This window comes from Canibacter zhoujuaniae, from assembly GCF_011752015.1.
GTDB lineage: Bacteria > Actinomycetota > Actinomycetes > Actinomycetales > Microbacteriaceae > Canibacter > Canibacter zhoujuaniae.
Window position 1 is genome coordinate 239,426 of record NZ_JAAIKA010000001.1, and the last position, 13,630, is coordinate 253,055.

Genomic DNA, 13,630 nt, shown 5'->3' on the forward strand with positions numbered 1-13,630 from the left:
TGCCGTAAAATAACTATCTGCCGCAACGCCAAATTGAGTCGGAAGGATCGTTCAGTGTCTAACGCTATGCCTGCCTCGCAGACCTCTGTTGTTCGTGAAGAACTGCGTCAAATTGAGGTTTGTGATCAGGGGGTGCGCAATGCGGAGTTGATCACCGCGCTGCGCTTTGCCGGCGGGCTGCACAACATCTCCGGCCGGGTAGCGCTTGAGGCAGAATTTCACTCACCCTATATTCTGCAGCGCATGCGTAAGGCTCTGTTTGAAATGTACGGTGTTGTCACGGAGGCAAAGCAGCTGCCGGTTAACTCAACCAAACCGGGGCAGCCGATGTTTCTTTTCCGCACCAGTGATGGCGAAGCAATCGCACGTCGTCTCGGCTTGCTCGATAGCCGCAGACAGCAGGTGCGTGGCCTGCCAAATCGGGTGGCCACAGGCTCACCGGATGAGCTGGCCGCTGCCTGGCGCGGCGCATTTATGGCGCGCGGCATGCTAACCGCTCCCGGACGGTCAGCGAGCCTTGAGCTAACCAGCCCCACAAATGAAGCGGCGATGGCGCTGGTTGGCGCTGCCGGACGTTTGGGAATCCAGGCTAAAAGCCGCGAGATTCGTGGGCAGGTGAAGGTGTTAATCCGCGATCCTGAAGCAATTGCTGAGATGCTCTCGAAGATGGGAGCAACTAAGAGCGCTGAGTTTTGGAACAATCAGCGCCAGGATCGTGAAAAGCGGGCAACAGCAAACCGCCTTGTGAACTTTGATGACGCGAATCTCAGGCGGTCTGCGCAAGCCTCCGCTGCAGCTTGTGCGCGTGTTGAGCGTGCGCTGGAGATTCTCGGTGATGATGTGCCTGAGCATCTAAAAGTTGCCGGCCAGCTGCGTTTAACACATCGCGAAGCGAGCCTTGATGAGCTTGGCAGCAAGGCTGAGCCACCGCTTACGAAAGACGCGATCGCCGGGCGCATCAGGCGCCTGCTCGGCATGGCCGATAAGGTTGCGAAGCAGCTTGGCATTCCCGGCACTGAGGCAGCAATTCCGCGTGAATCATAAACCGCATAAGCGGTGTGCTCTAAAACCACTCTCAGAGTTTGTTTTTGCGTAAGCGCTAAAATTGAGCTTAGAAGCGTAGAAACAAAGGAGAATTAAATTGGTTTACTCACTTCCTGAGCTCAGCTACGACTACAGCGCACTTGAGCCTTCTATTAGCGCCCGCATTATGGAGCTGCACCACAGCAAGCACCATGCAGCATATGTGACCGGCGCAAATGCTGCTCTTGAGGCACTGGCTGAGGCGCGCGAAAACGGTAATTTTGCAAACGTTAGCAAACTGGAAAAAGATCTCGCGTTTAACCTCGGCGGCCACGTTAACCACTCAATTTTCTGGACGAATCTCTCGCCAAATGGTGGCGGCAAACCAGAGGGTGAGCTGGCGTCTGCGGTTGACGAATTTTTCGGCTCTTTCGATGGCTTCCAAAAGCACTTTAACGCTACCGCGCTCAGCATTCAGGGCTCGGGTTGGTCGGTGCTCACCTGGGATGCGCTCGGTCAGCGTCTGAACATTCAGCAGTTCTTCGATCAGCAGGCAAACTTCCCAGCAGGCAGCACCCCGCTGTTAATGCTGGATATGTGGGAGCACGCGTTCTATCTCGACTATGTGAACGTGAAGGCAGACTATGTTGACGCTTTCTGGAACATTGTGAACTGGGAGAATGTCGCTGAGCGCTTTGAGCGTGCGCGCACTCAGACCGCAGGTCTGATCTAAGACTTACACACCCTCTCGCCGGTGCGTTATGGCAACGCACTAGGCACTCTCAATTTAGAAAGGCACGTGAAATTGGGCACACGTATTGCTATTAATGGATTTGGCCGGATCGGTCGCAACTTTGTAAGGGCAGCAGTTGAGCGCGGTCTCGACTTTGACATTGTTGCAGTGAACGACCTCACCGATACTGCGACTCTCGCGCACCTGCTGCGTCGCGACACCGTCGCCGGTCGTTTTAACGCTGAGGTAACGCACGACGAAGACAGCATCACCGTAAACGGTGACCGCATTAAGGTGCTGAGCGAAAAAGAGCCAGCTAAACTGCCGTGGAGCGAGCTTGACGTTGATATCGTAATCGAATCAACCGGTCGCTTCACCGAATACGACGCTGCAAAACAGCACCTCGACGCGGGCGCTAAGAAGGTGGTTATTTCAGCACCGGGCAAGGCGGGCGTGCCAATGTTCGTTGTTGGCGTGAACGAAGAAGAGTATGACGCTGAGACCCAGCATGTTATCTCTGCTGCATCTTGCACAACCAACTGCCTGGCACCAATCGCCAAGGTGTTTAATGACGAGTTTGGCATCGAGCAGGGCTTCATGATGACCGCGCACGCATACACCGCTGATCAGCGTCTGCAGGACGCACCGCACAGTGATCTGCGTCGCGCCCGTGCTGCAGCTGAAAACATTGTGCCAACCTCAACCGGTGCGGCGAAAGCTATTGGCAAGGTTATTCCAGAGCTCGATGGCCGCCTGGACGGTTCTTCATACCGTGTTCCGGTGCCTGTGGCGTCAATCGTTGACCTCAACATTATTGCGAAGCGCGATGATCTCACCGTCGACGAGATTAACGCTGCGTTTCAGCGTGCTGCCAGTGAGGGGCGTTTAAAGGGTATCCTCGCCTACTCAGAAGAGCCGCTTGTGTCTAGCGACATTGTCGGTGATCCACATCCGTCAGTGTTTGACTCAGGGCTTACCGCAGTGTCGGGCAAGCTGGTAAAGATTTCTTCTTGGTATGACAACGAGTGGGGTTACACTAACCAGCTTGTGAGCTTCACCAAGCTCGTAGGCGAGAAACTTTAGGGTTTTCTGCGCAAAAACTAATGTGAGGGGCGGTACCATTAATCTGGTGCCGCCTTTTGCGGTTTAACTAACTCTATGGAGGGTGAGATGCGAGCTCTAGAAACACTCGGCAACCTGAGCGGCAAGACTGTTTTAGTGCGGTCTGATCTTAACGTTCCGCTGAAAGACGGTGTAATAACCGACGACGGCCGTGTGCGTGCGGCTGCTGCAACCATTGAGAAGCTCACGGCAGAAAATGCCCGGGTGATCGTTATCAGCCACCTTGGCCGCCCAAAGGGTGAGGTTGATAACAGCCTGTCACTTAAGCCTGTCGCGCAGCGACTCGGCGAGATAATTGATGCGCCTGTTAGTTTTGTTGCTGACACGGTCGGCGCAGAAGCTGCTGCAGCGGTGAAAGAGCTGAAAGACGGCGCTGTTTTAATGCTTGAAAACTTGCGTTTTAACTCGCAGGAAACATCTAAAGAGGCGGCGGAGCGCGGCCAGTTTGCAGCCCGCCTGGCCGAGTTTGCTGACGCTTTCGTGCTCGACGGTTTTGGTGTTGTGCATCGCAGTCAGGCGAGTGTGACTGAGCTTGCAAAAGCGCTTCCGAGTGCGGCGGGTTTGCTTGTCGCTGACGAGGTTGCGGTGTTAAAGCAGCTGACGGAAGACCTTAAGCGGCCATACACGGTTGTGCTCGGCGGCTCGAAAGTGTCAGATAAGCTTGGTGTTATCGATCATTTGATTGAGCGTGTGGATACCCTGATTATCGGCGGCGGAATGCTCTTTACGTTCCTGGCAGCTAAGGGGCATAAGGTTGGTGCGAGCCTGCTTGAAGAGGATCAGATCGAAACCGTGCGCGGCTATCTTAAGCGTGCAACTGAGTTGGGTGTTGAGCTGGTGCTGCCAAGCGACATTGTTGTTGCCGAAAAGTTTGATGCTGATGCAGCATACGAAGTGGTCGCAGCGGACGCTATCGAAGAAAGCTCATTCGGAGCAAGCGGGATCGGCCTTGATATCGGCCCTGAGTCTGCGAAACTGTTCGCCGAAAAAATTCGTGCCGCTAAAACTGTCTTTTGGAACGGCCCTATGGGTGTCTTTGAGATGGAAAACTTTGCCGCAGGCACGCGCGCAGTTGCCAAGGCTCTGACGGAAGTATCCGGTCTCGCTGTGGTTGGCGGTGGAGACAGCGCTGCCGCTGTGCGCGCCCTCGGTTTTGCAGATTCTGATTTTGGACACATTTCTACAGGCGGTGGTGCGAGCCTTGAGTTCCTTGAGGGCAAGCAGCTGCCAGGTTTGGAGGTGCTCGCATGAGCGCAACACGTTTACCGTTAATCGCAGGCAACTGGAAGATGAATCTTAATCATCTTGAGGCGACTGCATTCACACAGAAACTTGCCTGGAGCCTGAGAGACGCGAAATACGATCCGGCTGAGGTTGAGGTCGCAATCTTCCCGCCCTTTACCGATCTGCGTTCGGTGCAGGTTATTACTGAAGCGGAAAAGCTCTCACTAAAGACCGGCGCGCAAGATGTTTCTGAGCACGAGTCGGGTGCCTACACGGGAGATATCAGCGCCAAGTTTCTCACCAAGCTCGGCTGCAGTTACGCGATTGTAGGGCACTCTGAGCGTCGCGAGGGGCATCACGAGACCGACGAGATCGTTGGCCGGAAGGCAGCGGCTGCTGCAGCGGCCGGTTTGGTGCCGGTGCTCTGCATCGGAGAGACAGCAGAGGATCTTAAGCAGCACGGCGCTGCTGCGGTTCCTGTCTCTCAGCTCGAAAACGCCTTAGCTGAAATTCCCGCTGAGGCAGAGCTGGTGGTTGCTTATGAGCCGGTCTGGGCGATCGGATCAGGATCGGCAGCAACCCCTGAGCAGGCGCAGGAGGTGTGCAAGGCGCTGCGCGAGAAGCTGACGGAACTACGCGGTGCTGACTTTGCGGAAGCGACGCGCATCCTTTATGGCGGCTCGGTGAAGGCAGAGAACATCGCAGGTTTCATGGCAGAGCCAGATATAGACGGTGCGCTCGTTGGCGGTGCCAGCCTTAAGGTTGATGAGTTCACCAACATTGTGAAGTTCTAAACAATAAAGTTATGCTTTGCACTCAGGCTTTGTGAGCCGTAATAACTTTTGCGGTTATACTGGTGCATAGTGTTTATCGGCTGTTAGAAAGGCCATTGTGACAGTTATTCAGATTATTCTGATCGCTATTCTGGTTATCACCAGTCTTTTGCTGACCCTGTTTATCCTGCTGCACAAGGGTCGCGGTGGTGGCCTGTCAGATATGTTCGGTGGTGGAATTACCTCAAACTTGGGTAGCTCCGGTGTTGCTGAACGCAACCTCAACCGCATAACCATAATCATCGCGCTTGTGTGGTTCTTCAGCGTTGTTGCGCTGGGTATCCTGCAGCGTTTCGCCTTCTAGAAGGGGAGCATAGAACTTTGAGCGGAAATAATGCTATCCGTGGTGCCCGTGTTGGATCAGGCCCGATGGGCGAAATTGATCACGGGATGCGCTCGGCACGTATCGCTGTTTCATACTGGGATGCTGAGGGTAATGAAACAGTGCGCTATTTTTCTGCAGACGTAGATCCGGCAGAGATTCCCGACCAGATCGACTCGCCTAAGACCGGTCTGCCAGCGGGGCGTGACCGTGAAAACCCTCCGGTGGCGCAGAAGAATGAGCCTTACAAAACGCACTTAGCCTACGTGAAGGAGCGCCGCACTGAAGAAGAGGCAGAGCAGCTGCTCGAAGATGCGTTAAAGAAGCTGCGGCAGCGTCGCGGTGATCTAAAGAAAAATCAGGAACAGTAAACTTTTCTCGCGCGTGCTCACTGCAGCTAATGGCTGATTACCGCCGCGACCTGCGAAACGAGCTGCGCAAGATCTGCGCCGCTCAGCTCCAGCACCCGATGCCCGCGCTCTCTGAGCACCTTGGCGTCACCGCTTGCCTGCGCTGCAATAATTTTTGCATAGTCAGGCTCGGTGGTGTTCCGCTCGCCGCTTTGCGCGGCAGTCGCAGCTGTTACCGACCCAGCTGTTGTCGCTGAGTTTTCCGGTGCTGCTAGCGCAAGCAGCGAGATAAAGAAGCCGCGTTTCGCGCTGCCCTTATGGAATTGCCCTGTTGAGTGCAGGTAGCGTGGCCCGTAGTTTAGCGCTACCGGTGCTTGTGCGGTGGCCATTAACTGCGCGCGCAGCGGCTCTAGCAGTGCCCGGCTGTGCTCGTTTTGTGGTGCATATACGTTAAGCGCGACATAGTCAGCGGTTGCAATAGCCGTGCTAATATCGGCGGCGTTTAGGTTTTCAGAATCAGAACAGCTGATGGATGGCGGCTCTGTGCTCTCAATTATTTGCCGTGCAGCGCTCTTCGCCGCCTCAACATCGGGCTGGTTAAAGGGATTGATTTCTAACAGCCAGCCGAGTGCTGCGGTCGCAATCTCCCATGTCAGAAACTGCTCCGCGAGGTTTCCGCTCACCGCATAACCGCGAGTTTGCGCAGCATCCGGCTCTTCTGGCACATACACAGTTGTTGTGTGTGCGGCTTTTAAATCTAAGTCAGTGACCTGCTCAAACGGAATGCCGATGGGTAAGAAACCCTTACCGTGCTTACCGGTTGATTCTGCAACAAGCTGTTCGATCCAGTCACCAAGCTGGGTGGCCTCATCCGCTGTTGGAATAACGTACCCGGCAAACTCTGTTTTGATACGCGAGAATAGGGCAGCGGCAAGCTGCAGCGCTGGATTCTCAGCTGAGTCTGCGAAGAGCTTGGCGACTGCAGCATTAGCATCAACTAACAGCGGGCCGAGCTCTGCGCCGGCTAGCGTGGGTGGCACGAGGCCGAACGCGGTGAGCGCTGAAAAGCGACCCCCAACCTTGGGATCCGCATTAAATATGGTGTATCCGTGTTGGGTCGCGTGCGATTCTAGCGGGGTGGCGGGGTCTGTGATGACTGTGACCCGTTCCCGGGCACTGATACCAGCTGCGGCGTATGCCTGCTCAAAACTCTGAAGCTGTGCCTGAGTCTCTAGCGTGGTGCCTGATTTTGAGGCGATGATAACCGCGGTGTGGTGAAGATCGGCGGCGAGCACCTCAGCGACCTGCGCGGGATGGGTTGAGTCGAGCACCGTCAGCTCAACATTTTCCCAGTCTGCAATCAAAGCTGCCGCTAGTGAGGATCCGCCAACACCGCACAGCACGATCCGCTCACACCCAAGATCGCGCAATTTAGCGCGGTGTTCAGCTGCGCGTGCGAGGGTTTCGTCTGCGGCTTCTTGGAAAGCAACCCACCCCATGCGTTCGGCCGCCTCTGCGCGGTCCTGCGCTAGCCAGAGGGTGGCGTCCTGCTGCTGCAGCCGACCGGCAAAACCTTTATCTACTAAAAGCTGTAAAGCCGCCCGGTAGCTGCTGTCTTTGTCTGGGGTGAATACGCGAAATTTAGCCAAATTATTGCTCTTCTGCTAAGACATTTTGCCGGCGACGGTAGCGATGAGCTCGTTCCAAGCAATCTCGAATTTTTCGAGTCCATCGCGGGCGAGCTCTGCGGTCACAGCTGTATAGTCGACACCGAGCTGTGCGGCTGCGTTGAGCACGCGATGTGCGCCGTCAATGTTTGGGGTGATGGTGTCACTCTGCACGGTGCCCGATTCTGCGAAGGCTGCGAGAGTGGCGCGGGGGAGGGTTGTTACTGTGTCGGCGGCTATCAGCTCATCGACGTAGAGGGTGGCCGGCAGTGCCGGATCTTTCACACCTGTGGATGCCCACAGTGGACGCTGGGGTTGCGCACCCTGTGAGGCGAGCAGCTGCCAGCGTTCAGATGCAGACACCTGCTGAAACACCTCGTAGATAAGGCGCGCGTTTGCAACGCCGAGTTTGCCGTATAGCTCTGCGCCCGCAGCGTCTGCTGCTGCGAGTGTGTCGGCGGTGGCTGTGTCGAGGCGTGAAATGAAAACGGAGGCGACGCTGTGAATTTTCGAGATGTCTAGACCGGCATCAAGTGCCCGCTCGATGCCGACTAGGTAGGCGTTAATTACCTCACGGTATTGCGTAACACTGAAAATAAGCGTCACGTTAACGCTGATGCCCGAAGCAATCAGGTCGGCCACCGCGAGCATACCCGCAGGGGTTGCGGGCACTTTAATCATGAGGTTCTCGCGGTTGATGTTGCGCCACAGCTCCTTAGCTTGCGCAACTGTGGCGTCACGATCGTGCGCATGCTGCGGCTCAACTTCGATCGAAACCCGGCCATCGCGGCCCTGTGTCGCGTTATAGACGGGAAGCAGCAGATCGCAGGCTGCTGCAACATCAGCGCAAGCAGTCTGTAAAACAGTCTCGTTGGCGGTGAGCCCTTGCGCGGCAGCTGAGGCAATCGAGTCGCTGTAGCTGTCGTCTTTTCCAATAGCCGCCGCAAATATTGCGGGGTTGGTGGTCACACCCACAACATTCGTGTCGGCGATTAGCCGGGCGAGGGTGCCGTCAGCTAAGCTCGTGCGGCTGAGATCGTCGAGCCAGACACTAACACCCGCTGCGCTTAAAGCAGAAGTGTTGGGGTTAGGCATCAAGGCTCTCCTTCGCCTTTGCCACAACATTGTCAACGGTCAAGCCGTATTTTTCAAAGAGTGTGACATTGTCTGCTGACGCACCAAACTCTTCAACAGAGACCGCGCGCCCGCGCACACCGAGGTACTTATACCAGCTGAGCGCAAGACCGGCCTCAACAGAGACGCGAGCGGTGACGTCTTTAGGCAGCACACTCTCACGGTATGCGGCATCCTGCTCTTCAAACCATTCAAGGCACGGCGCTGACACAACGCGGGTTGGGATGCCTTCACTCTGCAGACGCTCACGCGCACCGAGCGCGATTTCTACCTCGGATCCGGTCGCTATCAGGATCAGCTCTGGTGTGCCGCCCTGCGCTTCAGCGAGCACGTATGCGCCGCGTCGCACGCCCTCAGCGGAAGCGAGTTCGGTGTCGCTTGCCTCTGTAGCACCACGCTCAAACACCGGCAGGTTTTGGCGGCTCAATGCGAGACCCACAGGCCCCGCATGCCGCAGCAGAGTTTCATGCCAGGCGATTGCAACCTCGTTGGCGTCTGCCGGGCGCACAATTGCTAGGTTCGGAATTGCGCGCAGCGCTGTGAGGTGCTCAACAGGTTGGTGGGTTGGGCCGTCTTCACCGAGTGCAAGCGAGTCGTGCGTCCAGACAAAGACGCTCGGAATGTTCATGAGGGCGGCAAGCCGCACAGCGGGGCGCATGTAGTCGGCGAACTGCAGGAAGGTGCCACCGTAGGCGCGGGTTTTGCCGTGCAGTTGAATGCCGTTGAGGATCGCCCCCATGGCGTGTTCGCGAATGCCGAAGTGCAGGGTGCGGCCGTACTCGTTACCCTGCCAGGTGCCGGTTGAGTGTTCTGCCGGAATGAACGAGGCTGCGCCTGCGATCGTGGTGTTGTTTGAGCCGGCGAGATCCGCCGATCCGCCCCACAACTCCGGCATAATTGCACCTAGTGCACCAAGCACTTTGCCGGATGCGGCGCGTGTCGCCACCGCAGTGCCAGCCTCAAATTTGGGCAGAGCTTCCAATGCGCCTGCAGGCAGCTCTCGCGCCTCAAGCCGTTTAAACAGCTGATAGCGCTCCGGGTTCTTAGCCGCCCACGCATCAAACTTTTCTTGCCAGACGGCAACATCCTCTGCGGCGCGCTCTGTCAGCGCACGGGTGTGTGCGATTGTGGCCTCTGACACCACAAAGGTCTGCTCGGGGTCAAACCCAACCGCGCGCTTCAAACCTGCAAGCTCATCACCGCCGAGTTTCGCGCCGTGAATGCCGCCGGTGTTTTGCTTGCTGGGGCTCGGCCACCCGATAATCGTGTGCAAAATAATTAGGGTCGGCTTGCTGGTTTCTGTCTGCGCTGCCGCAATCGCGTCATAGAGAGCGTGCACGTCTTCTTTGTATGCGCCGCCAGCACGCCAATCAACGTCGAGCACCTGCCAGCCGTAGGCCTCATAGCGTTTTGCAACGTCTTCGCTAAAGGCAACATCAATATCGTCTTCGATAGAGATCTGGTTTGCATCATAGATTGCGATGAGATTGCCAAGCTGCTGGTGACCGGCCAGCGAGGCTGCCTCGCTGGTGACACCCTCCTGAATGTCACCGTCACCGGCGAGCACATAGGTGTAGTGGTCGAAGGGGCTGTCGCCTGCGGCAGCATCCGGGTCGAAAAGGCCGCGCTCATACCGCTGCGCATAGGCAAAACCGGTCGCTGAGGCGAGCCCCTGCCCGAGCGGGCCGGTGGTGATTTCGACGCCAGCGGTGTGCCCGTATTCTGGGTGGCCGGGGGTTTTTGCGCCCCAGGTGCGCAGCGCTTTGAGATCTTCAAGCTCAAGCCCGAAACCGCCCAGATAGAGCTGCACATACTGGGTGAGCGATGAGTGACCGATCGACAGAATAAAGCGGTCGCGCCCCACCCAGTCAGTGTTTGTCGGATCGTGGCGCATGACCTTCTGATAGAGCAGATAGGCAACGGGCGCAAGGCTGATCGCGCTTCCCGGGTGGCCGTTACCGACCTTTTCTACTGCGTCTGCCGCGAGGATACGGGCGGTATCTACGGCGAGGTCGTCGGCTTCTGTCCACTCCAATGGCTGCATTACGAGTCTTTCTTGGATTTAGTGCTGAAAACTAAGCTGCTTGCTTCGTGTAGGGGGCACACGACAACTCTCTTAAGTTTAGTGCTTTCTGTCGCCGCACGGTTGTGACGGGCGATCCTTCCCAAAACCATCAGATGAAGGGCCTATAATTTAAGGTAATGTCTACTCAAATAGCGTCAGTTACTGCCGAGGCAACACCCGAAAGGCCGCGCACGCTAGGCTCAACGGTTCGTGCCTATTTTGCCCTCACAAAACCGCGGGTGATGGAGCTGCTGCTTGTTGTGACAGTGCCGGCGATGATCCTCGCTGAGCGGGGCCTACCGTCTTTCTGGCTTGTTATCGCAACGCTCATCGGCGGTGCTATGAGCGCGGGCAGTGCCGGTGCGTTCAACTGCTATATCGATCGCGACATGGATCGCAAGATGCGGCGCACCAAAAACCGGCCGCTGGTAACCGGTGAAATCTCTGACCGTAACGCCTTGATTTTCTCATGGGTGTTGGGTCTTATGTCAATCGTCTGGCTTTACATCACCACAAACTGGCTTGCAGCGCTGCTGTCGCTTGTGGCGATTTTCTTTTACGTTGTTATTTACACGCTGATTCTGAAGCGACACAGTGAGCAAAACATTATCTGGGGCGGCATCGCAGGGTGCTTCCCGGTGCTTATCGGCTGGGCTGCGGTGACAGAAAGTTTAAGCTGGGAGCCGTGGATCTTCTTCCTGGTTATTTTCCTCTGGACGCCGCCACACTATTGGCCGCTGTCGATCAAATATAAAGAGGATTACGCAGCCGCCAATGTTCCGATGCTCGGGGTTGTGCGCGCCCGCAGCACGGTTAGCCTGCAGATTATTCTCTATGCGTGGGCGACTGTTGCAGCGTCGCTGCTGCTGGTGCCGGTTGCCCCGATGGGTCTTATCTACACGATTACCGCAGTGGTTTCTGGCGCATACTTTATTATTGAGAGTCACGCGCTCTATAATCACGCGATTCGCGGCAAGGAGGGGCGCCCGATGCGCGTCTTCCACGGCTCAATTAGCTATCTGACGGTTATCTCGCTGGCAATGGCGCTCGATCCTATCTTCTATTTCGGCTTTATTGGCTAGCTGAGACGTTAAAACGCGAAGGGCGCGGTTATCGGGGAGAGCGCGGCGAAGCCGCTATCATAATTTTCAAATATGTCTGCTCAAACTATTGCCAAACACGATAACCGGCTTGACGCGCTGGATGGCCTGCGCACGGTCGCGGTTTTTCTCGTTATTCTGTTTCACGTCTCTGCGCCAACGATGGCCGCTGGCTACCTCGGTGTTGACATTTTCTTTGTGCTGTCGGGGTATTTCATCACCGGCGGTTTGATCCGCAGCATTCGCCGCGACGGCAAAATAAGTCTCGCTAATTTCTGGGTGCGCCGCATTAAACGGCTGATGCCGGCAGCTATTCTCGTGCTGCTCGCTGTGCTCGTGTGGGCGCAGTGGTTTGCGCCAATTTACCGACGCCAAGAGATTGGTGCCGACGCCTGGTGGACGGTTTTTTATCTCGCAAACTGGCGCTTTATCGGCTCCACCTCATATTTTGCGGCAGACGGCACCGAGTCACCGCTCCTGCATATGTGGTCGCTCGCGGTTGAAGAGCAGTTTTATGTTTTCTGGCCGCTGCTAGTGACGCTAATTGCGTGGGCTGTTTTGCGGCGCAAACGCGGCAGCACCAGCGGGGCGGATCGCGCACTCGGTGCACTCACCGTTGCTACCGGGGTTGGTGTCGTAGCGTCGGTGATACTCATGTGGCAGCTTGCCGCGCACGTTTCAACCGACCGCGCCTATATGGGCACCGATACTAAAGCTTTTGAGCTGCTGCTTGGCGCGCTTGCTGCACTGTTTGTGGCGCGTCCTGCTTTTGCGGCGTGGGTGGCCCGCTGGGCGCGCCCGCTCATTTGGGGTGGCGGCATAGTGATGCTTGCCTTATTTGCTGTGCTAGACGGCCCGGCACCGTTCTATTTTAAAGGCGGTGCTGCGCTCTTTAGCATCGCGACCGCGGCACTCTTGCTTGGTGTCGCGCACAAGCTTAACGGCTTTGAAGCCCGCATTCTCGCTTTTGCGCCGGTCAGCTATCTCGGCCGCATCTCTTACGGGCTGTATCTGTGGCACTGGCCGTGGGCGCAGTGGATCCTCGGTGATGTGAAAGAGTTTCAGCCGCTGAAAGCGCTGCTGGTTATTGTCATCACAGTTGTGTGCGCGGCGCTGTCATACCATCTTATTGAGATGCCGATTCGCCAGGGCGCGCTCTCGAAGTGGCTTTCAACACGCAAGACTCTGTTTGCCGCTGCGGGCACCATCATTGTTACTGCTCTGCTTGCCACACTGGTTGGTGGCACCCCGCTGAGTAAAACCGTGCGGCCGCTTATCGCCGGCTCTAGCCTGAACGAGAATGTGGTGATGCTGGTTGGTGATTCTGTGCCGAAGCGTCTCACACCTGAGCTGTCAAAGTATGTCGGCGACTATGGTTTTGAGCTGGTGAGTGCGGCGCGCGGCGGCTGCAGCCCGATGGCGTATCACATGGAGTTGGGGCCGGTTGACCAAACCGGCGCGCAGTGCCCGAGTGTGCGCCCGGTGCAGGATGAGACGCTGCAGCAGTATCAGCCGGGGGTTGTGCTGTGGTGGTCGCGCTATGAGGTGATCGATCGCTATACGGATTCGGGTAGGCTGATCAGCCCGGACTCTGAAGAGTTTTGGCGGGAGCAGGAAAAAGCGTTCAAATTAGCGGCGGATCGTTTCACCGCAGACGGTGCAACTCTGGCCGTTGTACTAACTGAGCGCCCGGGGCTTGGCATGCTGAGCCGCCCGGCAGAGACGCTCGAGCTGCCGCTGCTGCAAAACATGATCTATCACGATGAATACCGGCAGCGGTTTAACGAGATTGTGAAGCAGGTGGCTGCGCAACGCGACAGTGTTGTGGTGCTTGACGGTGACAGTCTGTTTTGTGCGCCGGGCCCAGGCCCCGGCCCCGGTGGTCTGTGCGATGACGCGGTCGGCGATCAGGGGTATATTCGCCCTGACGGGTCGCACGTCAATAATGAGCTGTTTGGTGCGCGCGTCTCTAAGGCGCTGCTTGAGCAGCTTAAGACGGCGCTCGGGCGATAGTCTTTTAATGAGTGTGTTTGCCCGAACTTATTTTGCATGACGGA

General features: G+C 56.6%; 12 protein-coding genes. 9 read left to right on the top strand and 3 right to left on the bottom strand.

The genetic code is table 11. The features are described 5' to 3' along the window. Positions 1–66 precede the first annotated feature (66 nt). From whiA to HCQ99_RS01135, 7 genes are all read left to right on the top strand, one after another. Positions 67–1,044, top strand: coding sequence for a DNA-binding protein WhiA (gene whiA, locus HCQ99_RS01105; RefSeq protein WP_166986405.1), 978 nt, complete (start codon positions 67–69; stop codon positions 1,042–1,044). Between the two features lie 97 nt (positions 1,045–1,141). Continuing rightward, positions 1,142–1,756, top strand: coding sequence for a superoxide dismutase (locus tag HCQ99_RS01110; RefSeq protein WP_424945187.1), 615 nt, complete (start codon positions 1,142–1,144; stop codon positions 1,754–1,756). Between the two features lie 72 nt (positions 1,757–1,828). Continuing rightward, a complete protein-coding gene (gene gap / locus HCQ99_RS01115; protein WP_166986412.1) occupies positions 1,829–2,839 on the top strand; it encodes a type I glyceraldehyde-3-phosphate dehydrogenase in 1,011 nt (336 codons plus the stop codon). Positions 2,840–2,926: 87 nt separating this feature from the next. After that, entirely contained in the window at positions 2,927–4,129 is a 1,203-nt protein-coding gene (locus tag HCQ99_RS01120) for a phosphoglycerate kinase (protein ID WP_166984722.1), read from the top strand. Beyond that, positions 4,126–4,896, top strand: a complete 771-nt coding sequence (gene tpiA / locus HCQ99_RS01125) for a triose-phosphate isomerase (RefSeq protein WP_166984723.1) — start codon at positions 4,126–4,128, stop codon at positions 4,894–4,896. Before HCQ99_RS01120 ends, tpiA begins: the two co-directional genes overlap by 4 nt. Before the next feature lie 97 nt (positions 4,897–4,993). Next, positions 4,994–5,239, top strand: a complete 246-nt coding sequence (gene secG / locus HCQ99_RS01130) for a preprotein translocase subunit SecG (RefSeq protein ID WP_166984724.1) — start codon at positions 4,994–4,996, stop codon at positions 5,237–5,239. 17 nt (positions 5,240–5,256) lie between these two features. Continuing rightward, positions 5,257–5,628 (top strand): RNA polymerase-binding protein RbpA, encoded by a 372-nt coding sequence (locus tag HCQ99_RS01135; protein ID WP_166984725.1) that lies wholly within the window; start codon positions 5,257–5,259, stop codon positions 5,626–5,628. Between the two features lie 26 nt (positions 5,629–5,654). Here HCQ99_RS01135 and HCQ99_RS01140 read toward each other — a convergent pair whose 3' ends face one another. Genes HCQ99_RS01140 through tkt form a run of 3 tightly spaced genes read right to left on the bottom strand, consistent with a single transcriptional unit; the run spans position 5,655 to position 10,452 of the window. After that, the gene (locus HCQ99_RS01140; RefSeq protein ID WP_166984726.1) at positions 5,655–7,256 is read right to left on the bottom strand and encodes a glucose-6-phosphate isomerase; all 1,602 of its coding nucleotides are present in this window, start codon (positions 7,254–7,256) and stop codon (positions 5,655–5,657) included. A gap of 15 nt (positions 7,257–7,271) precedes the next feature. Continuing rightward, positions 7,272–8,369 carry a transaldolase gene (tal, locus tag HCQ99_RS01145; RefSeq protein ID WP_166984727.1) on the bottom strand — a complete coding sequence of 366 codons (1,098 nt, stop codon included), beginning with the start codon at positions 8,367–8,369 and terminating at the stop codon, positions 7,272–7,274. Continuing rightward, the gene (tkt, locus tag HCQ99_RS01150; RefSeq protein WP_166984729.1) at positions 8,362–10,452 is read right to left on the bottom strand and encodes a transketolase; all 2,091 of its coding nucleotides are present in this window, start codon (positions 10,450–10,452) and stop codon (positions 8,362–8,364) included. The genes tal and tkt overlap by 8 nt, the downstream gene beginning before the upstream one ends. 158 nt (positions 10,453–10,610) lie before the next feature. Here tkt and HCQ99_RS01155 point away from each other — a divergent pair, with 158 nt between their 5' ends. Together HCQ99_RS01155 and HCQ99_RS01160 are read left to right on the top strand one after the other, a co-directional pair. Then, positions 10,611–11,555, top strand: coding sequence for a heme o synthase (locus tag HCQ99_RS01155; protein WP_166984731.1), 945 nt, complete (start codon positions 10,611–10,613; stop codon positions 11,553–11,555). Between the two features lie 72 nt (positions 11,556–11,627). Then, positions 11,628–13,586: an acyltransferase family protein gene (locus tag HCQ99_RS01160; RefSeq protein WP_166984733.1), complete on the top strand. Its 1,959-nt coding sequence runs from the start codon at positions 11,628–11,630 to the stop codon at positions 13,584–13,586. The last annotated feature ends 44 nt before the right edge of the window (positions 13,587–13,630 follow it).